21 protein-coding genes are annotated in these 26,314 nt (G+C 68.8%); 13 read left to right on the forward strand and 8 right to left on the reverse strand.

Annotation, left to right across the window (positions count from 1 at the left end):
- The first annotated feature begins 70 nt into the window (after positions 1-70).
- From WYO_RS09785 to WYO_RS09795, 3 genes are read left to right on the forward strand one after another with little or no spacing between them, the layout of a single operon-like run.
- A complete protein-coding gene (locus WYO_RS09785; RefSeq protein ID WP_007561804.1) occupies positions 71-778 on the forward strand; it encodes a glutathione binding-like protein in 708 nt (235 codons plus the stop codon).
- A gap of 7 nt (positions 779-785) precedes the next feature.
- The gene (locus WYO_RS09790; protein ID WP_007561806.1) at positions 786-1,361 is read left to right on the forward strand and encodes an NUDIX hydrolase; all 576 of its coding nucleotides are present in this window, start codon (positions 786-788) and stop codon (positions 1,359-1,361) included.
- Positions 1,358-2,251 carry an inositol monophosphatase family protein gene (locus tag WYO_RS09795; RefSeq protein WP_007561808.1) on the forward strand — a complete coding sequence of 298 codons (894 nt, stop codon included), beginning with the start codon at positions 1,358-1,360 and terminating at the stop codon, positions 2,249-2,251. Before WYO_RS09790 ends, WYO_RS09795 begins: the two co-directional genes overlap by 4 nt.
- Before the next feature lie 62 nt (positions 2,252-2,313).
- Here WYO_RS09795 and WYO_RS09800 read toward each other — a convergent pair whose 3' ends face one another.
- Complete coding sequence (locus WYO_RS09800) at positions 2,314-2,634, reverse strand: helix-turn-helix domain-containing protein (protein ID WP_007561810.1); 321 nt, start codon at positions 2,632-2,634, stop codon at positions 2,314-2,316.
- Positions 2,635-2,686: 52 nt separating this feature from the next.
- On the opposite strand from WYO_RS09800, the gene WYO_RS09805 reads away from it, so the two are divergent.
- Positions 2,687-3,835, forward strand: coding sequence for an MFS transporter (locus WYO_RS09805; RefSeq protein ID WP_007561812.1), 1,149 nt, complete (start codon positions 2,687-2,689; stop codon positions 3,833-3,835).
- Between the two features lie 100 nt (positions 3,836-3,935).
- On the opposite strand, the gene clpB is transcribed toward WYO_RS09805, so the two are convergent.
- Positions 3,936-6,560, reverse strand: coding sequence for an ATP-dependent chaperone ClpB (clpB, locus tag WYO_RS09810; RefSeq protein ID WP_007561814.1), 2,625 nt, complete (start codon positions 6,558-6,560; stop codon positions 3,936-3,938).
- A 195-nt stretch (positions 6,561-6,755) separates the two neighbouring features.
- Between clpB and WYO_RS09815 the strand changes: the two genes are divergently transcribed.
- Positions 6,756-7,532, forward strand: a complete 777-nt coding sequence (locus WYO_RS09815) for an MOSC N-terminal beta barrel domain-containing protein (protein WP_007561815.1) — start codon at positions 6,756-6,758, stop codon at positions 7,530-7,532.
- A 10-nt stretch (positions 7,533-7,542) separates the two neighbouring features.
- On the opposite strand, the gene WYO_RS09820 is transcribed toward WYO_RS09815, so the two are convergent.
- Both WYO_RS09820 and WYO_RS09825 read right to left on the reverse strand, forming a co-directional pair.
- A complete protein-coding gene (locus WYO_RS09820) occupies positions 7,543-8,136 on the reverse strand; it encodes a c-type cytochrome (RefSeq protein WP_007561816.1) in 594 nt (197 codons plus the stop codon).
- The gene (locus tag WYO_RS09825; RefSeq protein WP_007561817.1) at positions 8,136-9,410 is read right to left on the reverse strand and encodes a PQQ-dependent sugar dehydrogenase; all 1,275 of its coding nucleotides are present in this window, start codon (positions 9,408-9,410) and stop codon (positions 8,136-8,138) included. The genes WYO_RS09820 and WYO_RS09825 overlap by 1 nt, the downstream gene beginning before the upstream one ends.
- Positions 9,411-9,747: 337 nt before the next feature.
- Here WYO_RS09825 and WYO_RS09830 point away from each other — a divergent pair, with 337 nt between their 5' ends.
- The 8 genes from WYO_RS09830 to WYO_RS09865 all read left to right on the forward strand — a co-directional run bounded on the left by WYO_RS09830 (position 9,748) and on the right by WYO_RS09865 (position 20,423).
- Positions 9,748-10,401: a protein-L-isoaspartate O-methyltransferase gene (locus WYO_RS09830; RefSeq protein WP_007561818.1), complete on the forward strand. Its 654-nt coding sequence runs from the start codon at positions 9,748-9,750 to the stop codon at positions 10,399-10,401.
- A 437-nt stretch (positions 10,402-10,838) separates the two neighbouring features.
- A complete protein-coding gene (locus WYO_RS09835) occupies positions 10,839-11,708 on the forward strand; it encodes a glycoside hydrolase family 16 protein (protein ID WP_047170778.1) in 870 nt (289 codons plus the stop codon).
- A gap of 323 nt (positions 11,709-12,031) precedes the next feature.
- Positions 12,032-12,799: an HAD family hydrolase gene (locus tag WYO_RS09840; protein WP_007561822.1), complete on the forward strand. Its 768-nt coding sequence runs from the start codon at positions 12,032-12,034 to the stop codon at positions 12,797-12,799.
- Positions 12,796-14,028 carry a hypothetical protein gene (locus WYO_RS09845; RefSeq protein WP_007561824.1) on the forward strand — a complete coding sequence of 411 codons (1,233 nt, stop codon included), beginning with the start codon at positions 12,796-12,798 and terminating at the stop codon, positions 14,026-14,028. Before WYO_RS09840 ends, WYO_RS09845 begins: the two co-directional genes overlap by 4 nt.
- A gap of 432 nt (positions 14,029-14,460) precedes the next feature.
- Positions 14,461-15,153: a class I SAM-dependent methyltransferase gene (locus WYO_RS09850; protein ID WP_007561826.1), complete on the forward strand. Its 693-nt coding sequence runs from the start codon at positions 14,461-14,463 to the stop codon at positions 15,151-15,153.
- A 309-nt stretch (positions 15,154-15,462) separates the two neighbouring features.
- Positions 15,463-17,475 (forward strand): glycosyltransferase, encoded by a 2,013-nt coding sequence (locus tag WYO_RS09855; RefSeq protein WP_007561828.1) that lies wholly within the window; start codon positions 15,463-15,465, stop codon positions 17,473-17,475.
- 92 nt (positions 17,476-17,567) lie between these two features.
- On the forward strand, positions 17,568-19,136 hold the full coding sequence (locus WYO_RS09860; protein WP_230365609.1) for a Wzz/FepE/Etk N-terminal domain-containing protein: 1,569 nt from the start codon (positions 17,568-17,570) through the stop codon (positions 19,134-19,136).
- A 159-nt stretch (positions 19,137-19,295) separates the two neighbouring features.
- A complete protein-coding gene (locus WYO_RS09865; RefSeq protein WP_007561830.1) occupies positions 19,296-20,423 on the forward strand; it encodes a glycosyltransferase in 1,128 nt (375 codons plus the stop codon).
- A 3-nt stretch (positions 20,424-20,426) separates the two neighbouring features.
- Here WYO_RS09865 and WYO_RS09870 read toward each other — a convergent pair whose 3' ends face one another.
- The 4 genes from WYO_RS09870 to WYO_RS09885 all read right to left on the reverse strand — a co-directional run bounded on the left by WYO_RS09870 (position 20,427) and on the right by WYO_RS09885 (position 26,258).
- Entirely contained in the window at positions 20,427-21,863 is a 1,437-nt protein-coding gene (locus tag WYO_RS09870; RefSeq protein WP_007561831.1) for a hypothetical protein, read from the reverse strand.
- Positions 21,864-21,946: 83 nt separating this feature from the next.
- Positions 21,947-23,308 carry a polysaccharide biosynthesis/export family protein gene (locus WYO_RS09875; protein WP_007561832.1) on the reverse strand — a complete coding sequence of 454 codons (1,362 nt, stop codon included), beginning with the start codon at positions 23,306-23,308 and terminating at the stop codon, positions 21,947-21,949.
- 267 nt (positions 23,309-23,575) lie between these two features.
- Complete coding sequence (locus tag WYO_RS09880; RefSeq protein ID WP_007561833.1) at positions 23,576-24,991, reverse strand: lipopolysaccharide biosynthesis protein; 1,416 nt, start codon at positions 24,989-24,991, stop codon at positions 23,576-23,578.
- Positions 24,992-25,181: 190 nt separating this feature from the next.
- Positions 25,182-26,258 (reverse strand): glycosyltransferase family 4 protein, encoded by a 1,077-nt coding sequence (locus WYO_RS09885; protein WP_007561834.1) that lies wholly within the window; start codon positions 26,256-26,258, stop codon positions 25,182-25,184.
- Positions 26,259-26,314 lie beyond the last annotated feature (56 nt).

Consider the following 26,314-nt stretch of genomic DNA (forward strand, 5'->3'; position numbering starts at 1 on the left):
TTGTTTTGGCATCATCGTTTCCGAACGCCGGCACACCGTCCGGGATGATGCGTCAGCGGGACACAATCCGATGATCGATCTGTACTATTGGCCGACGCCGAACGGCCACAAGGTCACGATGTTCCTCGAGGAGGCGGGCGTTCCGTATCGGATCAAGCCGGTCAACATCGGTAAAGGCGAACAATTCAACCCGGACTTTCTCAAGATCGCCCCGAACAACCGCATGCCGGCGATCGTCGACGACGAGCCGGCCGACGGCGGCGCGCCGGTTTCTCTGTTCGAATCGGGCGCGATCCTGTTGTATCTCGCCGAGAAGACCGGGCGCTTCATCGCGGGCGATCTGCGCGGCCGGGCCGAGGTGCTGCAATGGCTGTTCTGGCAGATGGGTGGCCTCGGGCCGATGCTCGGCCAGAACCATCACTTCTCGCAATATGCCCCCGAGAAGATCGACTACGCGATCAAGCGCTACGTGAACGAGACCAACCGGCTCTACGGCGTGCTCGACCGGCGCCTGGCCGACAGGCCCTTCGTGGCAGGCTCCGAATACTCGATCGCCGACATGGCCTGCTACCCGTGGATCGTGCCGTGGGAGAAGCAGGGCCAGAAGCTCGACGACCACCCCAACCTCAAGCGCTGGTTCACCGCGATCGCGGAGCGGCCCGGCACCCAGGCGGCCTATGCCCGGGCGCCCGAGGTCAATCCCGATTACGGCCAGACCATGAGCGAGGACGCCAAGAAGGTGATGTTCGGCCAGACCGCCGCGACCACCAAGCGCTGACCCGTCCATGACCGGCACGCGGACCGCTCTCCCCCTGCGGGTGATCCACAGGGGCTGGAACACCTTCGGCATCGCCACGCTCACCCAGCCCGACGGCAGCACGGTGCCGCGGGCCCTGGAGGACCATGGCGAGGCGGCCTGCGTGCTGCCCTACGATCCCGAGCGGCGGGTCGCCCTGCTCGTCCGGCAGAGCCGGGTCGGCCCGGCCTTCTGGGGCGAGCCCCCGGCCCTCGACGAGGCGCCCGCAGGGGGCCTCGACGGCGGCGAGCCGGAGGAGACCGCGATCCGCGAGGCGATGGAGGAGGCGGGCCTGCGGCTCGCGCGGCTCGAACCCGTGGCCCACGCCTACAGCATGCCGAGCGTCTCCTCCGAACGGCTGTGGCTCTACCTCGCCCCCTACACGCAGGCCGACCGGGTCGGACCGGGCGGCGGATTGCCGAGCGAGGGCGAGCAGGTCGAGGTGCTGGAGCTGCCCCTGGCCACCCTGGCGAAGCAGGCGCGCTCCGGCCATCTGGCCGACCTCAAGACCCTGGTCCTGGTCCAGGCGCTGATGCTGCGCCGTCCCGAGCTGTTCACCGCATGATCCGGCCCGACGCCCCGATCGACGCCGTCCTGGCCGAGATGCTGGCCTTCTCCGAGGAGGCGGCCCCGCTGGCGCTCGCGATGCGGGCGGCCGGGCTGTCCATGACCAACAAGGGCCCTGATCTCGGTCAGGCCCTCACCGAGGCCGACCTCGCCGTCAGCCGCCTGCTCCACGCCCGGTTCGGCCCCGACCTGATCGAGGAGGAGACCGCCGACGCTCTGGGCCACGCGGCCGCCAAGGCCATGCTGGCCCGGGATGCCTGGACCTTCGTGGGCGATCCGATCGACGGCACGCGGCCCTTCGCGGGCGGGCTGTCGGGCTGGGGCGTGATGGTGGCGGCCTGCCGCGACGGGTGGCCGCGCGCGGGCGTGATGAACCTGCCGGCCTGGAACGAGGACCGCTCCGGCCCCGCCCGCATCGAACCCGCCGAGGCGGCCCGGGGCATCCTGTTCGCGGCCTATGAGGGCCGGGCGTTCTGGGCGCCGACCCGGGGCGGGCGCCGGACGGAAGCCCTGCGCGCGCTGAAACCCACCCTGAGCCGCACCGGCCATGTCGGCTGGCTCGCCGTCGCGGCGCAGCGCTTCACCCTGGATTATGGGCGGGCTTGGTTCCCCTGGAGCGAGGGCGGATCGATCTCGGACGCCGCGCTCCTGGCCACCGGGCGGCTCGACGCGACGGTGGTCAACAGCATGCTGTGGGACCTGGCGCCGATCCTGCCGCTCTTCGAGGCGCTGGGCTTTCGCCTCTTCCACTGGCCGGACCTCGCCGCCCCGCCGGCGGCGTTCGTCGACCTGTTCGATGCGGATTTGTCGGCTCATGACGACCTGTGGATGGTCTGTCGCGACCGGGAGCAGGCGGCCGATCTGGCGCAGGCGATCCGCAAGGCTTAGCGGCCGGGCAGAGCCCTGCAACATCAGGATCCTGCCCTGACAACCCGCTGAGGGTCACGCCCTCACGCCTCCGCGCCGCCATGGGCCATGATCGCGTCGAGTAGGCCGGGAAAGCGCGCGTCGATGTCTTGGCGGCGCAGCGAGATCAGGCAGCGCATCCCTTCGGGCCGGGTGCGCGTTACGCCGGCCTCGCGGAGGATCTTGAGATGGTGCGTCATGGTCGAGCGCGGCACGCTCTCGGCCAGAAGATCGCCGGACGCGCGCTCGCCGGTCTTCATCAGCTCCGACACGACCGCCAAGCGGGTCGGATCGCTCAGCGCGAACAGGACCCGGTGCAGCGTCAGGTCCGCGAGGTCGGGGTGAAAGAACTTGCGTGGGCTCATGGCGGCGTCTATGTACGATTTTCGTCGTACATCGTAAAGAGGGCGGCGAGACATGAAGCGGATCGCGATTCTGGCGTTCGGGATGTTCGCCCTGGGCTTGGATGCGTATGTGGTCGCGGGATTGCTGCCAGGGATCGGCGCTGCGTTCGGCGTCCAGCCCGGCGAGGCCGGGCAGGCCGTCACGGTCTTCACCTTGGCCTACGCGCTCGCCGCCCCGGTCTGCGCCACGCTCCTGGCCGGCAAGCCGGTGCGCCGGATCCTCGGCCTGGCGCTCGCGGTATTCACCCTGGCCAATGCGCTGAGCGCGCTGGCGACCGGCCTGTGGGGCCTGCTCCTGGCCCGGGCGCTCGCTGGGCTCGCGGCCGGCCTGTACGCCCCGGTCGCGATCGCGTCGGCGGCGGCCTTGGTCGAGCCCGGCCGCAAGGGGCGCGCCTTGGCGCTGACCCTGGGCGGGATGAGCACCGGGACGGTCATCGGCGTGCCGGCGGGGCTATGGATCGCGGACCGGTTCGGCTGGCAGGGCGCGCTCTGGATGGTGGCGATCCTGGGAGCCGTCGCGACGGTGGCGATCCTGGCGCGCCTGCCCGACATCGAGGCCGCCGAGCCGCCATCCTGGCGGGCGCGCGTGGCCCTGCTGGCCGACGCGCCCGTGGTCGCCACGGTGACGGTCACGTTCCTCACCGCCATCGCCAGCCTCGGCCTCTACACCTATCTGGCGCCGCTTCTGGACCGGGCCGGCCTCGGCGGTGCCGCGGCCTCGTATTTCTGGGCCTGGGGCATCGGCGGGATGGTGGGAAGCTTCTCGGTCGGACCACTCATCGACCGGACGCGCGATCCCCGCCGGGTGATGGCGATTATCCTGGCCGCCCTGACGCTCGCGCTCGCTTCCCTGCCGGGCCTGCTCGGCGCCTCGCTGTTCGGCTACCTGCCGCTGCTGGTCTGGGGCGCGATGGGCTGGGCCTCGCAGGCGCCCCAGCAGCATGCGCTGCTCCACCTTCGCCCCGACCACGGCAGCGTCGCCGTCGCGCTGAACAGCTCGGCGAATTATCTCGGCGGCGCGGCCGGCGCGGCGCTCGGCGGCGTGGTGGTCACGCTGGCCGGTATCTCCGCCCTTCCGGCGGCGGCGGCCGCCGTGGCGGCCGGGGGCCTCGCGCTGCAGATGGCGATCTTGGCCCGGGGCCGGCGCGTCGCGACCGGCTGATGCAAAGGATCGTGGGCTGCACCCTGGCTCGTGAAGCCCAATGACAAAAGGGGCGGCGCGCCCTGATCCGGCGCGCCGCCCCGTTCGAAGACCGAGACGCTCAGTTCAGAGCCACGTTCGGCGGCCGGCGCTCGGCGCCGACCGTGACGTCGCCGATCATCAGGCCCATCGGGCCCAGCCGGACCGGCACCGTCTCGCCGTCGTGGATCTTGCCCGACAGGACCAGCTCTGCCAGCGGATCCTGCACGTTCTTCTGGATCACCCGCTTGAGCGGCCGCGCCCCGTAAGCCGGGTCGTAGCCCTTGTCGGCGAGCCAGATCTTGGCCTCCTCGTCGAGGTCCAGGGTGATCTTGCGATCCTCCAGGAGCTTCGCCAGGCGCCCGAGCTGGATCTCGACGATCGCGCCCATCTCCGACCGCGCCAAGCGGTGGAACAGGATGATCTCGTCGACCCGGTTCAGGAATTCCGGCCGGAAGTGGCTCCGCACCACGTTCATCACCTCCTCGCGGACCGCCTCGGTGTCCTCGCCCGCGGGCTGGTTCACCAGGTACTCGGCCCCGAGATTCGAGGTCATGATCAGCAGCGTGTTGCGGAAGTCGACCGTCCGCCCCTGCCCGTCCGTGAGCCGGCCGTCGTCGAGCACCTGCAGCAGGACGTTGAACACGTCCGGATGCGCCTTCTCGATCTCGTCGAACAGCACGACCTGGTAGGGCCGGCGCCGCACCGCCTCGGTCAGCGCGCCGCCTTCCTCGTAGCCGACATAGCCCGGAGGCGCGCCGATCAGGCGGGCGACCGCATGCTTCTCCATGTACTCGGACATGTCGATGCGCACGAGCGCCGTGTCGTCGTCGAACAGGAAGCCGGCGAGCGCCTTGGTCAGCTCGGTCTTGCCGACGCCCGTGGGGCCGAGGAACATGAACGAGCCGATCGGCCGGTTCGGGTCCTGCAGCCCGGCCCGGGCGCGCCGGACCGCGGTCGAAACCGCCTCCACCGCCTCCCGCTGGCCGACGACGCGCTTGGCCAGCGCCTCCTCCATGGCCAGTAGCTTCTCGCGCTCGCCCTCCAGCATCTTGTCCACCGGCACGCCGGTCCAGCGGGAGACCACGCCGGCGACGTGAGCGGGCGTGACCGCCTCCTCCATCATGCCGTCGCGGCCGCCCTCGGCCTTCGCCTCGATCTCGGCGAGCTGCTTCTCCAGCCCCGGGATCACCCCGTAGGCGAGCTCACCCGCGCGCTGGTACTGGCCCTGGCGCTGGGCCGCGGCCAGCTCGTTGCGCGCCTCGTCGAGCTTCTTCTTAAGGCCAGCGGCCGTGCCGAGCTTGTCCTTCTCGGCCTTCCACCGGGCGGTGATCGACGCCGAGCGCTCCTCGAGATCGGCCAGCTCCTTCTCCAGGCGGACCAGCCGGTCGCGCGAGGCGGAATCGGTCTCCTTCTTCAGCGCCTCGGCCTCGATCTTGAGCCGCACGATCTCGCGGTCGATCGAATCGAGCTCTTCCGGCTTCGAATCGACCTGCATGCGCAGGCGCGAGCCGGCCTCGTCGATCAGGTCGATCGCCTTGTCGGGCAGGAACCGGTCGGTGATGTAGCGGTTCGAGAGCGTCGCCGCCGCCACCAGGGCCGAATCCTGGATGCGCACGCCGTGGTGCTGCTCGTACTTCTCCTTCAGGCCGCGCAGGATCGAGACCGTGTCCTCCACGGTCGGCTCCGACACGAAGACCGGCTGGAAGCGGCGGGCGAGCGCGGCGTCCTTCTCGACGTGCTTGCGGTACTCGTCCAGCGTGGTCGCGCCGACGCAGTGCAGCTCGCCGCGGGCGAGCGCGGGCTTGAGCAGGTTCGAGGCGTCCATCGCCCCGTCCGCCTTCCCGGCGCCGACCAGCGTGTGCATCTCGTCGATGAACAGGATGATGCCGCCCTCGGCCGCGGTGACCTCGGAGAGCACGCCCTTCAGCCGCTCCTCGAACTCGCCGCGATACTTCGCGCCGGCGATCAGCGAGCCCATGTCGAGGGCCAGCAGGCTCTTGTCGCGCAGGCTCTCGGGCACGTCGCCGTTGACGATGCGCAGCGCCAGCCCCTCGACGATCGCGGTCTTGCCGACGCCGGGCTCGCCGATCAGGACGGGATTGTTCTTGGTGCGCCGGGACAGGACCTGGATGGTCCGCCGGATCTCCTCGTCGCGGCCGATCACCGGATCGAGCTTGCCGTCCCGGGCGGCCTCGGTGAGGTCGCGGGCATATTTCTTCAGCGCGTCGTAGGCGTTCTCGGCCGAGGCGTTGTCGGCGGTGCGGCCCTTGCGCAGCGCGTTGATGGCCGCGTTGAGAGAGGCGGGCGTCACGCCCGCCGCCTGGAGCGCGCGGCCAGCCTCGGAATCCTTCTCCACCGCCAGAGCGAGGAGCAGGCGCTCCACCGTGACGTAGGAATCGCCGGCCTTCTTCGCCGCCTGCTCGGCGGTGTCGAACAGGCGCATCAGCTCGCGCGTCGCCTGCGGGGCGGACGCGTTGCCGGATACCTTCGGCTGTTTCGCCAGCCACTGATCGGTCTGCGCCAGCGCGACCCGCGACTGGCCGCCGGCGCGGTCGATCAGACCGGCGCACAGGCCTTCGGGATCGTCGAGCAACACCTTGAGCAGGTGCCCCGGCTGAAGCTGCGGATGGCCCTCGCGCATCGCGAGGTTCTGCGCCGCCTGGACGAAGCCGCGGGCGCGCTCGGTGTAGATGTCGAAATTCATGCGTGTCTCACCCTCCCGTGCCGGCATCCGCCGCCCGAGATGGCGCGGCCCTGCCGAAACGTCGCCCCCCGGCTATCCGCCGCGTCGGGGCCCCGGCGCCGAAAGCCACCGGTAGACCCGATGTGGTGTTGTATTTGCGCACCACAAGGGGCCGGGGACTTGCGCGGCACAGCTTTTCCGCGCCACCTTCCCGGCATGCAAGCCGCGCTCGAAATCGGCCTCCTCGGCCTCTACCGCTACCCCGTGAAGGGGCTGAGTCCCGAGCCTCTGGAACGGGCCGAGCTGGAGACCAGCGGCTTCTTCCCGGGGGACCGGCTCTACGCCATCGAGAACGGGCCTTCGGGCTTCAACCCGGTGGCGCCGCGGCACCAGCCCAAGACCAAGTACCTGATGCTGATGCGCGACGAGGCGCTGGCCCTCCTGCGCACCCGCTACGACGATTCCACCGCCACGCTCACGGTGGCGCATGACGGGGAAACCCTGGCCTTCCGGCTCGATACGGAGGCCGGTCGGGACGGGCTCGCCGACCTGATGCGGCGCTATCTTCCGGACAGCCTGCGGGGTGAGCCGAAAGTGCTCGCGGCGCCGCCGCAATACCGCTTCACCGATTCGCCCACCGGCTACGTCTCGCTGATCAACCGCGCGAGCGTGGCGGCCGTGGAGGATTATCTCGGCGCGCCGGTCGACCCGCTGCGCTTCCGGGGCAACCTGCTGGTCGAGGGGCTGGCACCGTTCGCCGAGCTGGACATGGTCGGGCGGGTGATCGAGGCGCCGAGCGGGCTGCGGCTCAAGATCACCAAGCGCACCGTGCGCTGCGCCGCCACCAACGTCGATCCGGTGAGCGGCGTGCGCGACCACGACATCCCCTGGACCCTCGACGCGCGGCTCGGCCACCGCGACCTCGGCGTCTATGCCGAGGTGATCGCCGGTGGCGCGCTCGCCGTGGGCGATACGCTGCGACCCGTGAGCTGAGCCGCGAGGCTCAGAGTCGCGCGACGTAGGCCGCCAGATCCTTGATCTCGGCCTCGCTCAACCCCTGCGCGACCTCGTTCATCGCCGGGTCGTAGCCCGGCCGAGCGTTCGACTTGTAGGCCGTGAGCGCCCGGGCGAGATATTCCTCGCGCTGCGCCCGGATCCGGGGAATCGCGTCCCGGCCGCCGAGGTCGGCGCCGTGGCAGGAATTGCACTGGTGCTTGGAGACCAGCGCCTGGGCGCGCGCCACCAGGGCCGGGTCCGCGGCCGGGCCCGACCAGGCCGGTGCCGGCAGGGTCGCGACCGCGTCGGCATAGGCGCGCAGGTCGTCGTCGGAGAAGCCGGCGGCGACGTCGTTCATCGGCGGGGCCTCGCGCTGCTTCTCCCGAAACTGGAACAGCTGCGTGACAACGTAATCCGCCTGCTGTCCGCCGAGCGAGGGCACGCCTTCGGTCTCGGACGTGCCGGTCCCGTGGCAGGCGACGCAGGGAGCCAGACGCTCCTGCATGGCGGCATCGGGCGCGGCCAGCGCCGCACCGGCCAGCAGGACGCCGAGGGCCGGCGCGAGCCCCCGGATCGCCCCGATCCTCGAGACAGCGCGCATCACTGGCCGTAGCTGACGCGGTAGATCGCGCCGTTGTAATCGTCCGAGACGAGCAGCGACCCGTCCTTGGCGACCAGCACGTCCACCGGCCGGCCGGCATATTTGTTGTCCTGGAGGAAGCCGGTCAGGAACGGCTCGACGGAGGCGACCTTGCCGTCCGGGCCCGGCCGCGCGACGACCACGTCGCCGCCGAGCTTGGCCGTGCGGTTCCAGGACCCGTGCCGGGCGATGAAGGCCGCGTCCCTGTAGGCCTCCGGGAATTGCGCGCCCGTGTAGAACCGCATGCCGAGCGAGGCCGTATGCGGCCCGAGCAGGCCCGCCGGGGCGGTGAATTCCGAACAGGAATGGCCCCAGCCGAATTCCGGATCGGTGAACGTGCCCTGGTGGCAGAACGGGTAGCCGAAATGCTGCTTGCCGGGCTCGGTCAGCACGTTCAGCTCGTCGTTCGGGATGTCCTCGGAGACCCAGTCGCGGCCGTTATCGGTGAACCAGAGCTGCTTGGTCTTCGGGTTCCAGTCGAAGCCCACCGTGTTGCGCACCCCGCGGGCGACGACCTCGGCATTCTTGCCGTCGAGATCCATTCGACGGATCTGCGCGTGGGTGTCCGGGGGCAGCACGATGTTGCCGGGCGCGCCGATCGGCACGTAGAGCTTGTTGTCCGGCCCGATGGCGATGAACTTCCAGCCATGGGCCTCGTCCTTCGGCAGGTCGTCGTAGACGAGGCTCGGCTTCCCGGCGCCGTCGAGGTGCTGGGCGATGTCGTCGTAGCGCCAGATCTTCGACAGCTCGGCCACGTAGAGCGCGCCGTCATGGAACGCGACGCCGTTCGGCCGGTGCAGGCCGGACGCAATGGTCTTGACCGCGCGCTTGCCGTCCGGGCCGGCCTGCGGCAGCACCGCGTAGACCTTGCCGACCGTGCGGGTGCCGACGAACAGCGTCCCGTCCGGCGCCTGCGTCATTGAGCGGGCATTGGCGAGGCCGCTGGCATAGACCTCGACCTTGAAGCCCTCCGGAACCTTGAGCTTGTCGAGCGGCAGCTTGGCGGCGGCCGTCGCCAGGGGCGGCCCGGCGACCGGCGCGAGCTTGGCCGCGTCACCGCCCTCGGGCCGACCATAGAGCGCCGAGCCGCGGTCGATCTGCACGCTGGCCGGCGGTGCGGAGCTCGCCGGCGTCTCCTGGGCACGCGATCCGCCCGGGGCCAGGGTCCCGAGGCCCAGGCAGGCGAGCGCGGCGGCGAGCCCACGCGTCAGAATCGGCTTGGTGGCTGGCGTCATGATGCCTCCCGATATGGCCGGGCTCTTCGCGCGCCCGATCCGGTCTGCACTCATTATTCAACGTCTGGCCGCGGGACGCGAGCCCTTGGACAACCCTGACGCGACAGCGGCATGCGGCCGTCACCCGCCTTTCGCGTGCCAGCGTCGCCGGCTGCCGTCGCCGGGCGGCCGCGCCGTTGACGCTCGTGGCCGGTCCCGTCCGCGAAAACCTTGCGTTTTGGCGAGTGATCTCCGAAAACGCGCGCGTCCGGAACGCTTGAGCTTGGCCGGGGACCGCGGCGCCGACGCAGCGGCCCGGCGGGGGCGGCGTTCCGATCCGGTTCGAGGACACGGTTCGATGATCGATTACGCGCAGGCGCGGCGGATGATGGTCGATTGCCAGTTGCGGACCTTCGACGTGAACGACAACGCGGTGCTCGACGCGTTCGACACGGTGCCGCGCGAGGCCTTCGTGCCCCCGGGCCGCGAGCCGTTCGCTTATATCGATCAGACCCTGCGGCTCGACGGCGCGACCGGCGAGAGCCGCTGCCTGCCGGCGCCGATGGTGCTGGCCCGGATGATCCAGGCCCTGAAGATCCGGCCCGGCGCCAAGGCCCTCGATGTCGGCACCGGCACCGGCTACGCGGCCGCCGTGATGGCGCATCTCGGCGCGGCGGTGACGGCGCTAGAATCGGTGCCGGACCTCGCCGAGAAGGCCCGCGCCAAGCTGGGCTCCTCGGCCCGGGTGATCGAGGGCCCGCTCCAGGCGGGGGCCCCCAAGGAGGGGCCGTTCGACGTGATCCTGATCAACGGCCGCGTCGAGGTCCGGCCGCAGGCGCTGCTGGATCAGCTTAAGGATGACGGCCGTCTCGCCTGCGTCTTCGGTCCGCACCGCAACGCCAAGGCGACCCTGTTCGTGCGCGCCGGCGACGCCTTCGGCTCGCGCCCGCTGTTCGACGCCTCGCTGCCGCTCCTCGACGCCTTCGCGGCCGAAGTCGGATTCGCGTTCTGAGGCCGCTGGACGGGTCCGTCCCATCCGCGCTGTGATCCGGTCGCCCGCGCCGGAGCTTTGGGCGGGGCGACGACATTCGCGACCGCGCAGCGGTTGAGCGCCGAGACCGTTCCTGGATTTTGCGTCCGCTCGCGATGACGTGCACCGGCTGGCCCGGTGCCGCGCGCGGCGCCCTCGCGCGTGTCCTTCCGTCGCCATCGGTGCGGTCTCGCTCGACGGGGCCACGGGTCAAGGCCGCGCTGCGCCGCCGTTGACCGTGTCGCCGCAGTCCCGGGCCCGCGCGTCGTCCGGACGGCCTGCCGCGGCCTGACCGTCCCGCGCCTCGGCAATCTGCCGATCTTTGCCCTGGACCGAAACTATATACACCGTCTAATAAGGCAAAATATAATCGCTAAAACTCACTGCCATTGCAGGTATCCCAAATGGGCGCGCGCTTGATGAGGAATAAATGGGTATTCCCGGCCGTTGCAGCCTTGGCCGGCCTCGCCACGGTCGCGGGATGTCGCGAGCTGAAAGCGCAGGGTGAGCCGCTGCAGCTGTGCCGGTACAAGAAGGTCTTCGCCGACGATTTCAACGACTTGAGCGTTTCGAAGTCCAACAACGAGCGGACGCGGTGGTCGGCGCACACGCCCTGGAACGGCGATTTCGGCGATGCCCAGTTCATCGATCCGATCGACATCTTCGCCGACCCCGAGAAGAACGCGCCGTTCATCGTCAAGGACGGGATCCTGAAGATCCGGGCGCGCAAGCACGACAACGGAAAGTGGACCTCCGGCCTGATCTCCTCGGCCGATCCCACCACTGCGGGCTTTGCCCTGATGTACGGGTATTTCGAGGCCCGGATGAAGCTTCCGCCGGGCCCCGGGGTGTGGCCGGCCTTCTGGCTGAACGCCAACAACCCGAAGGACGACAAGACCCCGTCGGTGGAGATCGACGTGCTGGAATATTACGGCCAGTTCCCGGACGGATTCCATTCGGTCTGGCACATCTGGGACAAGACCGATCCGAAGAAGAACCGCGGCGGCGAGATCGTCACCTCGGTGCCGAGCGGCTCGCTCAATGACAGCTTCCACACCTATGGCGTCGACGTCACGAAGGAGTGGGTCGTCTTCTATCTCGACCGCCGCGAGATCGGCCGGACCCCGACCCCGCCCGAGCACACCAAGCCGTTGATGATCCTCGTCAACCTCGCCCTCGGCTCCGGCTGGCCGATCGACAAGACCCCCAACCCCTCCGATCTGCTGGTCGATTACGTCTACGCCTTCGCCCCCGACGAGACGAAGCGCGACGCCGTCTGCAAGGAATAGGGCGGGTTCGCCCAGCGCTGCGGGCTCGAAGCGCGGCCCGCGCAGCGCCCTTCGCCGGACGGGATGCCGGTTCGGCGAGGACGGGGAGGTTCGGGTGGGGCGAGCTTCCTTCCGACGCGCGATCGGCGCCGGATGCCCCGCAACCATGTTCGGCAGCAAAATCGCGCACGAATATTGTTAACCGGCAATCCGTTCGGCGATTTTGGCTGGATAGACCGCAATCGCGGTTGCCACGCTCCGGATAGGTCGGGCATGCCGGAGACGCGTCCCGGCGATCGGCCCGCCGCGGCTATACGCGCGGGTTTAAAGGGCTAAAAGGCATCATGCTCCTCCCCAAGACAGCTGCTGCCCGGATCATTTCCTGCGACGTATTTGATACGCTGCTCTATCGGGATCATCGCTCGGAACGTCAGCGGTTCAACGATATCGCCGTGCTCGCTGCGCAGCGCCTGGCTGCCGAGCGGGGCATCGTGCGGCATCCCGGCGCGATCTACGACGCCCGCCTCGATGTGCAGAAGCAGGCCTATCGAGCCCTCGACCTCTCCTGCCCGACGGGGGACGTCCGGTTCGCCGACATGATCGACGCGATGGGGCGGATCCTCTCTCTCGATGCCCAGGCGGCGGAGATCCTGCATCACGCCGAGATCGCGATCGAGATCGCCCAGTTGACCGCCAATACGGTCCTCCTGGACTGGCTCCGCGCGCAGGCCCGGAGCGGATGCCGGATCATCGCGGTCAGCGACACGTATCATCGGGGCGAGACGATCGCGCAGCTGCTCGCCGCCCGCGCGCCCGACCACCCCGTCGCCCAGATCTATGCCAGCGCCGACCACAACGCGACCAAGCGCACCGGCGCCCTGTTCGAGGTCGTGCTGCGCCAGGAAGGCGTCGCGGCCGCCGATATCCTGCATATCGGCGACGATACCAAAGCGGATGTGACGATGGCCCAGGCCGCGGGCCTGCGCTCCCTGCAGGTGCTGCGGCCGAAGCATCTCGTGTTCCGGCGCCGGGCCGACGCCCTGCGGGCCCGCGCGCTCCACGGGTTCCGGATCCGTGCGGCGCATACGCAGCGCGCGGGCGCACCCGCATGAGCGTACCCGATGTCGGCCGGCTCGACGCCGAGACGTTCGGGCGTGTCGTGCTGGGCCCGATCCTGACCGAATTCTGCCTCCGTCTCTGGCTGTTCGAGCGCTTCCTCCAGGGGGATGAGGCCGTCCTGCTTTTCTGCGCCCGCGGCGGCCTGCGGCTGAGACTCGCCTATGAGCGCTTCCTCGACCGCACCGCCCTGCCGCAGCGGGTGCCGCACGCCGATCTGATGGTGTCGCGCCTCGTCGCGGCCCGGACCGCCTTCGACCCGCCGAGCCCGGGCGTCCTGTCCGAGCTGGAGCGCGAGTTCAGCGGCCAGTCGATGGCCGAGATCGCCGCCGCCCTGGCGCAGCGCGACGATCTCGACCTGCCGCCGCCCTGGCACGCGCCGTTCGAGCCGGTGACGTTCATCGCGCTCCTGGCGGGCGACGAGCCCGGCGTGGTGGCGCTCCACCGCGCGGTCGCGGAGCAGGATGGGCTGTTTCGCGCCCATCTCGCGGCCTGTACCGGCGGCCGCCGCCACGGCGTCCTGGTCGATACCGGCCTCTACGGCAGCACGGTCCGGATCCTCCAGGAGGGCATCCCGGACCGGCAATGGTCCGGCCTCCAATTCGCCCGATGCAATTACAAGGGGCTTCCCACGCCGCATTTCGCGCGGACATTCGGCCTCAGCGTCGAGAGCGACGCGTACAAGCCCTGGGAGGTCCGGACCTCGGCGCTCCGGTTCTGGCAGCTGATCGAGGCCTGCCTCGAGCCGGACCTTGCGAGCGTTCGCACCTTCACGGCCGGCGCCGACGGCGCTGCGCCGCGCGCCAACCTTCAGGTTCCCGGCTGGGAGAGCCGCGTCGCGCCCGAGCAGCCCGGCTTGTTCTCCGGTGTCCTGGCCGCCATCGACAGCCTCACGCCGGAATCGCTCCATCGCGTCCCGCAGGATGCGGCGCGGGCCTGGCAGCAACTCAAGGATGCGGTGGTCTGGCCGGACGCGCAGGCGGTGGCGACCTTGAGCCTCGGGCACCGATCCCGGGATTTCGGGCGAACCGAGCTGCGGGCGCAATTTGCCGGTCCCGGCGCGGCGAGCCCGTTGAAGCAGATCCGCGAAAGCCTGTGGCGCGAAGGGGCCGTGATCCGCACGTTCCCGCGCGGCGGCCGCCTCGCGCTTTCGCTGATCGAGCTGATCTATGCCGGGCGCGCGCTGCGCTCCGAGATGCGGGCTCTGCACCGGCGCGAGCGTTGACGAGGTGCGGCACGCTGTCGGGCGACGGCGCGTTGGGCCGGGAGAGTCTTCGCGCCTGCCGATTCGGCTGCACAGAACGCCGATGTAAGTACTGATCCGGCTACAGCGCGGCTTATACAGCCTTATAGATTGCAAACAGCGACGCTCTTCAACCCATCGGCGAGCCGCCCGCGAGGGCAACCCATTGCGCGAGCGTCGCCCGTAATGGATCCACCGCAATTACGCGGACGAAAATGGATATCTGGCCAGCTATAGAAATCTCGGGCCTTAACGATCCTTCCGTTAAGCGGTTGATATTTCAATTGGAAGGTTGCTTTGCCGGGGGGCAGAGCTACAAAAATGCAATGCGCGGTGAGGCCATATTGGCTGTCGAAACGTTGATGGCAGGACGAACTCAGTTCCCCGTCACACCTATGCCTGGGGATGACCAGTATGCTTGAAATATACCAAAGCGAGACGTACGCGGAAAATAATCCAGGCTGGCATGAGGAAGACGCGCCCTGGAAAGCCAAGCAGATCGCTCAGATCATCAACAAGAACGCCATCACGTTCGATACGCTCTGCGAGGTCGGCTGCGGGACCGGGGACATCCTTCTCAACCTGGAGCGTTCCTTCGGCTTCTCGAAGGGCTACGGCTACGAGGTCTCCCCGCATGCCTATCGGCGGGCCAAGACCAAGGAGACCGACCGGACCAAATTCCACCTTGAGAGCGTGTTCGATACCGCGGCGGCGCCGTTCGACGTGATGCTGGTGATCGACGTCATCGAGCATGTCGAGGATTACCTCGGCTTCGCGAAGCAGCTGCGTCCCCTGGCGAAATACAAGATCTTCCACATCCCGCTCGACCTGTCGGTGCAGTCGCTTTTCCGGGAGCGGCCGATCATGAACCTGCGAAAGGGTGTCGGCCACCTGCACTATTTCTTCAAGGAATCGGCGCTCGCGACCCTGCGGGACTGCGGGTACAACATCATCGACCACGCCTATACGGCGGGACGCCTCGAACTGCCCAACCAGGCGACGTCCAGCAAGCTGATGAAGATCCCGCGCCGGGCCATGTTCGCGCTCAATCAGGATCTCACCGTGCGGATCCTCGGCGGCTATTCCCTGCTGGTGCTGGCGGAATAGGCCCCGCGATCCGGGCTGGTCCGGGCCGGATCGATCCCGACGCGCAGATGCCACGACGCGGCGCCGCTGCTCTCAAGGGCAGCGGCCGTTTCTTGTACACGGCTGAGCGATAGCGTAAGGAACTGTGGCCTTAAGGGGCATTTACCAGTAATATCGCTGTGATAGTGCAAAACGGTCCGCAGCAATTGAAACGGACGTCGCGGCCTGGAAGGGTCGGGCTGGACGGCAAAAATAGTGACAAGCACTATCGAGCATATTGGATAGATTAATATTTTATATGACGAATCGCAATAGGAGTATATCGTCAGCATGAAAGCGGCTGAATCGTTCGGGATCAATGGTCGCTTCCTGACGCAATCGATGACCGGCGTTCAGCGCTACGCGTTGAACGTGACCCGGGCGATCAGCCAGGCCGTGTCCGTGCAGGGATCCACGATCCCCCTGCTCGCGCCGCCCGGCGCCCAGGATCCTGGCCTGGACGGGACGCCGCTCAAGCTCGTCGGCCGCTCGGGCGGCCATGCCTGGGAGCAGGCCGTCCTGCCGCGCGCCTGGCCGGGTCGGCTGCTCAACCTCTGCAACACCGCCCCGGCCTTCAAGGCGGATCAGGTCGTCTGCATCCACGACGCCAACGTCTTCCTGGAGCCGGAGAGCTACAGCGCGTCGTTCCGGGCGTTCTACAAGACGCTCCAGCCCCTGCTGGCCCGGCGCGCGGCGCGGATCGCCACCGTCTCGACCTTCTCGGCCGGGCAGATCGCGCAGCATCTGTCGCTGAAAGCCTCCGACATCCTCGTCCTCCCCAACGGGCACGAGCATGTCCGGGCCTGGGATCCGAACCAGGCGACCCGGGCGCCGTCGGCCCTGCGCCGCAATCCGGACGGGAGCGAGCGCCCCTTCGTCCTGGCGCTCGGCTCGCGTGCGCGACACAAGAATCTCGGCCTGCTGCTCGGCCTGGCCGGCGAGTTCGCGACCCTCGGCGTCGACCTGATCATCGCCGGCGGGCAGGCGGGCATCTTCGCCGCGGAGGATCTGCAGCGCAGCGAGAACGTGCAGCATCTCGGCTTCGTGAGCGATCACGATCTGGCCTACCTGCTCGAGCGCGCCCTGTGCCTGGCCTTCCCCTCGCTCACCGAGGGCTTCGGTCTGCCGGCGCTCGAGGCGATGGCGCGGGGCTGCCCGGTCATCTCCACCGACCGGGCGAGCCTGCCGGAGATCTGCGGCACCGCCGCGCTTCTGGCGCCCCCGGACCAGCCGCATCTCTGGCTGGCGCATGTCCGGACGCTGCTGGCGAGTGCCGACCTCCGTCAGGAACTGATCGGCCGCGGCCGGCTCCAGGCGGCCCGGTTTTCCTGGGCCGACACGGCGCAGGGCTACCTGGACGTGATGCAGGCGCCGCAGCGGCGGGATGTCGGGCGCCCCCGCACCGCCTCCGCCCCGCCCAGCATCGCCGTGGTCATCGCGACCCTGGGGCGGCCGGACGTCGTCGCCCAGACGCTGCGGCGGATCCTCGACCGGCAGACCTACAAGCCGGCCGCCGTGATGATCTCCTGCATCAAGCCGGAGGATGCCGGCGACGCCGCGAACTGGCCCGACGTCGCGGTGGTGACGGGCCGCCCCGGTCTTGCGGCGCAGCGTAACGCGGCGCTGGCCGCGCTACCCGAAGGGATCGATGTCGTCGCCTTCTTCGACGACGATTTCGTGCCCGACGCCGAGTGGCTCGATGTCGCCGCCCGGACGTTCCGCGACGAGGCGGATATCGTCGGCTTCACGGGCGACGTGCTCGCGGACGGCATCAAGGGGCCCGGCCTGACCTTCGAGGAGGTCGATCGCCTGCTCGCGGAGAGCGGACCGGTCGTGCCGGCGCCGCTGATCGAGCCGTTCAGTCCCTATGGATGCAACATGGCCTTCCGGCGTTCCGCGATCGGGGCCCTGCGGTTCGATGAGCGCCTGGTCCTCTACGGCTGGCTGGAGGACCGGGATTTCGGCGCGGCCCTCAGGGCGAAGGGCGGTCGGCTCGTGAAATGCATGGCGGCCCGCGGCGTCCACATGGGTGTGAAGGGCGGCCGGATCGCCGGGGACCGGCTCGGCTATTCGCAGGTGGTTAATCCCCTGTACATGCTGCGTAAGGGAACGATGACTTACGCTCAGGTGGCCGATCATTTATTTCGGAACTTCACCAGCAATCTGGCGCGATCAGCCGTCCCGGAGCCGTTCATCGATCGGCGCGGCCGTTTGCGAGGCAACTTGCGGGGTGCGGCCGACGCACTCCTCGGACGCCTCGAACCTGAGCGGGCCCTGCAGATCCGACGGAAAGCCGTGAGATGAGCGTGCACGATCAAAATCGGATTTCGCAGGATCGGCCTCAGGTCGTCTGGCCGTTCCCGGAGGCGACGTCCGTGGGCGTCCCGGACGGTCCCATGGCGGTGATCTCCGCCGCCCTGAAGGCCGCCAAGCGCCACAAATTCGTGGTGGCGCTCTGGATCCTGTTCTGCGTCGGCGTCGCCTTCGTCTACGCGAGCACCGCCACGCCCCTGTTCACGGCGACCGCGACGCTGCTGCTCGAACCGCGCCGCCAGGCCGGCTCGGGCTCGGCGGAAGGCGCGGTGGCGCCGAGCCTCGATGTCGGACGTGCCGAGAGCGAGCTACAGGTCCTGCGCTCCGAGCGCCTGCTCGCCAACGTGTTCAACAGCCTCGGGCTCGCGAACAATCCGGAATTCGGCCTTCCGCCCTCCGCCAAGGCCGAGTCGTCGGGCCTGAGCCTGAAATCCCTGCTCGGCATTCCGGAGCCGCCGCCGCCGAGCCCCGAAGTCGTTCAGCAGCGTCAGTTCGAGACCTTCGCGCAGAATTTCAGCGTCCGCCGGGTCGGCCAGTCCTACGTCGTGGAGGTCTCCTACACCTCCACCAACCCGACCCAGGCGCGTCGGATCGCGAACGCCGCCGTCTCGGCCTATCTCTGGCAATCGATCGCCGCCAAGGCCGACGCCGCCAAGAACGGCGCGGAATTCCTGCAGGGCCGCGTCAACGCGCTGTCCTCGCAGGCGCGGTCGGCCGCAGCCGCGGTGGCCAGCGGCAGCCTGCCCGACGCGCCGACGCCGGACGCCGATGCCCGCGTGATCGGTGCCGCGCTCCAGCCGCTTCGGGCGTCCGCACCCCGCAAGACGCTGATCCTGGGCCTCGGCCTGACGGTGGGTCTCGTCGGCGGGCTGCTCGCCGTCGCCCTGCGGCAGGCGCTGGACCGGCGGATCCGGACCCCGCAGGATCTCGTCCAGCGCGTCGGCATCCCGTGCCTGGCCGTCATGCCCGACGTCTCGCGCAAGGGCGTCGCCGGCCGGCGCGGTCCGAGCGACCTGCGGTCCGCCACGACGCTGTGGCTCGGCAATAGCGGCTTCGCCTCCGGCATCCGCGACCTGCGGACCTCGATCCAGCTCGCCCTCTCGAGCCGCCCCGGCGACAGCGAGGCGGTCGTCGCCCTGGTCGGCTGCACCGCGAATTCCGGAACCTCGCTCATCGGGCTGAATCTCGCCCGGATCATCCGGGAGAGCGGACGTTCGGTGACGATGATCGACGCGGACATCCACGGATCCGCTCCGCGGTCCCTGACCTACGATGTCGACACCTGGGAGGGGGCCTGCCTGGCCGACCTGATCGAGGATCCCAGCCGGATTCCCGAGGCCAAGCTCCTCGATTACGGCGGGATCTCCGTGCTGCCCGCGCGCCTGCCGAACACGGCCGCCAACAGCCGCGTCTACCTCGGTGCCCCGTCCTTTCCCAAGGTGATCGACCACCTGCGGCAGACGGGCTACGTCATTCTCGACCTGCCGCCCCTGTCGGTCTCCGCCGAGACCCGGGCCGCGGCCCGGCGGGCCGATGCGGTAATCATCGTGGCCGAGGCCGGACGCACCACCGTCGACGAACTCTCGGACGCCGTGAACGGATTGCGCAGTGCCGGCGCCAGCGTCATCGGTGCCGTGCTCAACCGCGCCTAGCGTGCTGGCGCGCGCCCGGTCCGTCACCGGGCGCGCCGTCTCCCGCCGAATCGGCCTCCGCTGCGGCGGGGATCGCTCCAAGGTCCGCGCGAAGTCCCGCCCTCGCGGCGCACTTCCGGCGATCACCGTGCCCGCATACCGAGACTCAGAGTGTCCCTGATGGCCGTCGCGACGGATCGAAAGATCAAAGTCCTCTATTGCCAGCCGGGCACGACGGTTTTTGCGGGGATCGAGCGCGTCAACGACGAGATCTGCACGGAACTGGCTGAAACCTACGGCGACGCGTTCGACGTCGATGTCCTGCTCGTGTCCGAGCACAGGAACCACCCGCCCTTGCCGCGGGCCTACACCATCGTCCGGCGGTCCGGTTCGTCACGCCTGGCCCTGATGCGGGCGTTCCGGAGCGTCGTGCGGGAGAAACGCTACGACCTCGTCGTCATTCCCCAGATCGAACCGACGGTGATCTTCTGGTTCTCGTGCCTGGGCCTGAGGCAGCCCATCGCGATGCACCTGCACGGGAATCCGCGCCGGGAGAGCGGGCACCTCAAGGCGAAGATCCTGTTCTTCCTCCTCCGGCACCTCGTCCTCCGCCGCGTGGCCGCGGTGTTCGGCACCTCGCCCCGGCAGCTGCGCGCCTTCACCGACGACTTCAACTGCCGCAGGCCGACGGTCTGGGTGCCGAACCCGGTCCGGACATTCGCGGCGCCCGGGCCCGACGACAAGCCGACGGCGGGGCTGATAACCTTCGTGAATGTCGGGCGATACGATTACCAGAAGGGCCAGGACATCCTGATCGACGCGTTCGCCGCGCTCTACAAGCGCCGGCAGGACATCCGGCTGCGTCTCGTGGGCCACGGTGCCGACAAGGCGGCCTTGACCGAGCAGATCCAACGTCTCGGCCTGACGGATGTGGTCACGCTCGAATATCTCCCCGACAGTCCGGAGCGGGCGCTCTACGCGAGCGATGTCTTCGTCGCGACGTCGCGGTGGGAGGGATGGTCCCTCGCCATCTGCGAAGCGCTCCGATGCGGGTTGCCGGTCATCTCGACCGATTGCGAGTTCGGGCCGAGCGACATCCTGATCGACCGGCGCCTGGGGCAGCTGGTCCCGCCCGACGACCAGGCCGCCCTGGTCGAGGCCATGAACAGCTACTGCGACCGGATCGCCGAAGAGAGAAGCTTCGCGGATTTCAGGCGGGAGAATATCGAGCGCTACAGCGTCGGGAACTCGGCCAAGATCCACGCGGAGGCCATCCGGCAAGCCGTAGAGGCCGCCGCGGCGGCCTGACCGCTACCGCAGCGCGGGCCGCACCTGGCCCAGAGCGAGCGTGTCGGGGATGAGCTTCGCGGCCGGCGCGGCCGGGCGGCGTTCGCGTTCCGGCCAGGCGGAGGCGACGCCGGCGAAGACGTAGAACAGCAGGCTCTGGTCGACCGTGGGACCCGCAATGACGGCGCCCGTCAGCAGGGACAGGCAAGCGACCCGGGCCGCGGCGCGCACGTCGCTCGGATAGCTCCGCGGCTCGCCCCGGCGGACGCCGAACACGGTCAAGATGAACAGCAGGTAGAAGACGGCACCGGGCACGCCGACATTCGACAGCACCGCGAGCGGGAAGCTGGAGGTCCGGTTCGTCCCGAGGCCGACCCCGAGACCCCAGGAATCGAAGAAGTTTCGCCAGGCCAGCGCATTCCAGGATGCGCGCTGGATGCCCGACTCCGTCTGCGCCTTGCTCAGGATCAGCGTGTCGACGTACTCGTAGATCCGCGCGGCCACGCCGTCGGTGGCGAGCACGAGCAGCACGATCAGGCAGAGCAGCAGCGGGCCGAGGACGACCGTCGCTGCGCTGAAGCGATCCTGCGGGCGCAGGCTGCACCGCCGCAGCGCCGTCGCGTAGAGGAGCCCCAGCACGACGACCGCACCGACCAGCCCGGTCGATGAGGTCGAGATCACCACGAAGATGAGCGAGAGCAGCGCCAGGGGGCCGGTGACGAGGGGCTTGCGCCCGCACAGCCACAGCATGCCGGTGAATCCGAGCGCCCCCAGTGTCATGCCGGCGAACGCCGACGCCTCGGGCCAGGAGCCGATGATCCGCCGCATCGTGCCGACCACCTCCTCATCGTGGAACGTGTACTGGGCGTTCCGGATGAATTGCAGCGCCTCCTGGGTGCCGGTGGCGCTGGTGACCAGGTCGAGGATGCCGAAGCCGATATTGGTGGCCGCGTAGGCGATGAGCGCGGTGGCGAGCGTCTCGAGGCCCCGCTGCGTCGATCCCACGGTGGCGATCATGAGGAAGCAGAAGAGGTCGCCGATCAGGTAGATCGGCTGGGTCAGGTTGCTCGACACCGGCCCCAGCGGCACGGCGCCGTCGCTGGTGCTCAGATGCGTCGAGGCGCCGAGCGGGATGATGTAGGTCTCATCGGCGAACAGCCGCGGCATGACATAGCTGCTCAGCACGCCGTACAGGACGAGGCAGAGCAGCCAGAAACCCGGTTCGGTGATCTTCAGGGCCTCCAGCATCTCGACGGCGGTCTTGCGCCAGAACAGGGTCGAGACGGCCAGGAAGACGAGAAACAGGTGGGCCGGCTGCACGTTCGCGCCGCCGAGCAACAGCGCAGCGGCGGATCCGAGCGTGCAGAACATGACGAAGGCGACGACCGTCGACCGGGTGCCGAACAGCAGGCAGAACAGCCCGACAACGATCGTGATTGCGCCGATCGGCTCGAAGCTCATGATCCGCCTGCCTCAAGGGGAGAAACGTTCAGCCGGTCGCCGCGGCGCGCCGCGCTCGACCCCGCTCCGTCCGGGGCCGGACGCTAGCGGTCCGCGCTCTCGGCGGCCCGGCGCACGGCATCCGCGGAAGCCGGTCCGGTGCGGTTCGCATTGCCCCCCTCGGACGGCCGGCGCGGACCGGTGACCTGCGGCGCCTCCCCGGACCTGTTGCCCGGGTTGCGGACCAGGGTGACCCGGACGACGTCGCCGGGCTCGACCTGGCCGTCTTCCTGCGCGAGCCAGGTGGTCGACCGGTCGCCGACCCGGCGGGTCACCTCGTAGCGCGGCGTCAGCGTCTCGCTACCATCCTCGGCCGTGCCGAGCGTCTGCGCCTCGGCATCCGCCGAGAGCCGCCCGGCGGTCAGCGTCTTCTCGTCGTTCTGCGCCAGCTTGAGGCGGGTATCGGCCGCCTCCGCCAGGGCGTCGCGGCGGAACCGGGACCGGAGCTCGATGATGTCGCGCTCGGCCCGCGTCAGGCTCTGCTGGGCGCGCAGCATCGCGACCTGAACGTCCAGCCGGTTGCTCTCGAAGGCGGCCTGGCTCTGCTCGGCAGCCAGCTTCCGCGGCGTGATCGTCAGCCCCTTGGCGACGAGATCGTTGACGAGGTTCAATTCGCCCCGGCTCAGCTCGATCTGGCGATCGAGCGACTTGGACTTGTTCTCCAAGGCGCCGATCTCGGCGCGGAAACTTGCCATGGATTGCTCGATCGCGGCGACCTCGGCCTTGATCGCGTTGCGGCGCGTGTCGAACAGGAGCTGCTCGCCGCGCATCGCCTGATCGGCCCGGGCCTTGTCCGCGTTGGCCTTGAGATCCTCACCGAAGGTGATCGTATCCGTCCCGGCAATCTCCGCGTCGAGGCGCGCCTGCTTGGCGGCCAGCGCGATCCGCTCCGCGGCGAGCGTCCGCAGCTCACCGCGCGTCGTCACCATCTCGCGCCGCACCATGCGCGGGTCGGTGGCGCGCAGCAGCCCCTCCGCGGTGCTGACCGCCTGGAGCACGGTCAGGCCGGGCTGATACTCGAACTTGCCCGGCTGCTGCACCGCACCGGTGATGTAATACGGTCGGTATTTCGCGACTTCCACCGACGCCGCCGGCGTCTCCGCAAGATCGGCTGCCTGTTTCAGCGAGGTTCCGATCGCCTCGGCAAGATCGGTCGGCGTCCCGCCGGACGCCTTGATCTGGCCGATCAGAGGAAGCGACACCGTGCCGTCCGCGGCCACGGAGAACTCGCCGTTCAGGGCGGTCCACGAATACGCTTCGCCGGTGTTGCGTCGCAGATCGTAGACGCGAATGGTCAGACGATCCTGCGGGCCGAGCAAGTATCGGCCCGGGGCCTCGGCGGCCGGTGCTGCGAGAACGCTGGCAACCACGAACACGCAAGACGCAGCAATCTGCCGCCAATACATTCACATCTCCTGAGCCGAAACCGGGTTCCGACAAAATACCTCGGCTTCGTCCCGCTATTCGGGACAAGGGCCGCACTGCGTCGCTGGCTGTTACTTTATACGATATCAGGCAACACTCAACCCGCTCCGCAGTTTACGCAAATATCGCGCCCTCGAATTTTGCTAAAAATCGCGCGGCGCGATGAACAGACAAATTAAGATTGAATCGAACGCGGCGCAGCATATCCCGGTCGATCTCCGGTCTTATCCGCGATCGACCGCCCGGGGTTATTGTCGCAGGGCGCGGAGGCGAAAGCCGCACAGGTGCATGGATGCGGCGTAGACGACGGCGCCGCACGCGCTCATGGCGACCAGCTGCGCGATCGAGGGGATGGCGAAGCGCTGCAACAGGTTCTCCAGCAGGAGGACGGCCAAGGCCATCGCGAAGCAGGACACCACGACCTGCCACAGATTGCGCATCTGCGCCGTGAGGCTGGTTCCGATCACGCGGCGCGCGTAAACGGCGCTGATCAGGAAATGCAGGGCCGCGGCGACGACCCGCGCGTACAGCATCAGCAGCAGGCCTCCCGTGTAGAAGGCGACCGTCAGCAGCGGGAGCTTCGTGACGGTTTCCAGAATGTTGATCTTCAACAACAGGTTGGGCTGATCGATCGCGACGCAGAGCGACGAGACCGGCTGATAATAGGCCGTCAGCATGACGGCGAGCGACAGCCACCGCAGATAGACCGACGCGGAGCTCCATTGGCTGCCGAGGAAGACCTCGACGATCTGGTCCGACGTCAGCGCGATCCCGATGCCCGCCGGCAGCGCGATGAACATCGTCAGGCGCGCCGCCTTGAGGAAGGAGAGGTGCAGGCGCTTCCGGTCGTCGGCCATCGTGGCGAAGGCCGCCATGACCGGCCGCATGGCCGGACCGATCAGGCTCTGGGTCGGCATGACCGAGAAATCGCTCGCCAGGCTGTACCGGCCCAGGACGGCCTTCTCGACGTTGTAACCCAGGAACACGCGGTCATACTGCCAGCTGAACGCGGCCAGGACCTGCGAGGACGTGAACCAGCCGGTGAAGGCGGAGAAGTCGCGCAGCCGCTCCAGCGAGAGCCTGGGACTGTAGGGGGCCAGCACGTAGGACAGGATCGTCGGCATGAGCGACGACACAACGGGATTGATCACGAGCGCCCAATAGCCGCCGCCCGCGTAGAGCACCGCCAGGGAGAGCAGGGCCGCGATGACCTTCCCCGAGAAATCCGCGACGAACGATACGCGGAAGTCGAGGTCGCGGAAGAAGTGCACCATCGTGGGGCTGTAGAGGCTGCGCGCGATCGGCCCCAGCGCCAGGACGAGGATGAGCGGGACGAGCCGCGGATCGTCGTAGATATGCGCGACCGGCCAGGCGGCGAGCATCATCAGGACCGCGATCACCCCGCCGCGCAGCAGGCCGAGCGTGAACGCGGTGTCCAGGTGCGATTTCTCGATCTTCTGCAGGCGCATCAGCGCCTGCACCAAGGGCACCTCGAGAACCATCTCGACGATCGCGACCAGCGAGACCGCGATCGCCGTCAGGCCGAAATCGGCCGGGGTCAGCATCCGGGCGAGGAGGAGCAGCGTTGCGAGGTCGATCACGCGCGACGACGTTCGGGCCGCGACACTCCAGCCGGCGCCACGCAACGTCTTGAGGGTGAGCATGAACCGATCCTGCGGGAGACGACATGCGACGGGATCGCGGCCGGCGCGAAACGTGATGTCTCTGTCCCTGAAAATGAACCCGGATATGGGCGATATGGCGATGACAGGCCTTATTGAGCCTATTGCCCCAATACACAGCCTGACACCCGCCAGGATAGCGGCTTCGCGCGACCCCTGGGTCCCGCCTGCGTCACGATGCGGAGGGCTTGGCCCTGGATCCGATGGCGCGGCCGTAAACCTCGAGGGCGGCGCGCGCCACGCGGTCGATCCGCAGGTTCTCGATCCCGATCTGGCTCTTGGCGCGCCACGCCTTGAGCTGGTCCGGGTCGGTCACCAGCATCCGGAGCGCGTCGGCGATCTGGTCCGGAGATTTCGGCGGCACGAGGATCCCCGATTCGCCCTGGCCCAGGAGTTCGGGAATGCCGTCGACCTGGGTGGCGATCACCGCGCACCCGGCCTCCCGCGCCTCCGAGAGCACGAGCGGCGCCGGGTCGGCGTGAGAGGGCAGCACGAAGATGTCGGCGCCGAGCATCCACGGATAGGGATCGTCCTGCGGGCCGGCGAAGGCGATCGCGTCCGCGGACGCCATCGCCCGGGCCATCGCGGTGTAGCTATCCTGCGTCGGGCCGCCGCCGACCACGTAGAGCCGCGCCGCCGGGTGCTGCGCGTGGACGGCGTCGAAGGCCTGCAGCAGGTCGGGCAAGCCCTTGCGGGGATGGAGGCCTCCGACGAACACGATCGCAGGGTGATCGAGGTATTTCGGAACCTCGGAACGGCCGGTCATCCGGGCGGAACCGATCGTGCCGTTCAGCACGACGTCGATCCGCGACGCCGAAATGCCGCGCTTCTGCATGGACTTGGCCACGGCGGCGCTCACCGCGATGACCCGGTCGCCCAGCCCCATCAGGATGGCGCCCTTCTCGAACTCGTTGTGGACCGTCGTCACCAGCGCGACCCGGGTCAGCTTGCACGCGGGCCAGGCCAGGACGGCGCTCGTCATCATGTGCGCGTGAACGACATCCGGTCTCCAGCGCCGCAGAAGCCCGGTGAGCCCCACCACGGACTTCAGGACCGGGCCCGGACGGCGCTCGTGATCGACGACGAAGGTCTCGATGCCGTTCGTCCGCAGCAGCTCGTCGAAATCGCCGCCCTGGCTCGCCATCGCGACGGTGTGGCCGAGCTTGACCTGTGCGCAGGCCAGATCGACGGCCGCATGCACATGCCCGTTCAGGCGGCGCCTATGATTGAGAAGATGCAGAATCCGCACGTTACACCGACGCTCACTTCACCTGAGACATTCCCGACATCGCGTCCGGCCCTGGA

The sequence above is a fragment of the Methylobacterium sp. GXF4 genome, assembly GCF_000272495.1.
Lineage (GTDB): Bacteria > Pseudomonadota > Alphaproteobacteria > Rhizobiales > Beijerinckiaceae > Methylobacterium > Methylobacterium brachiatum.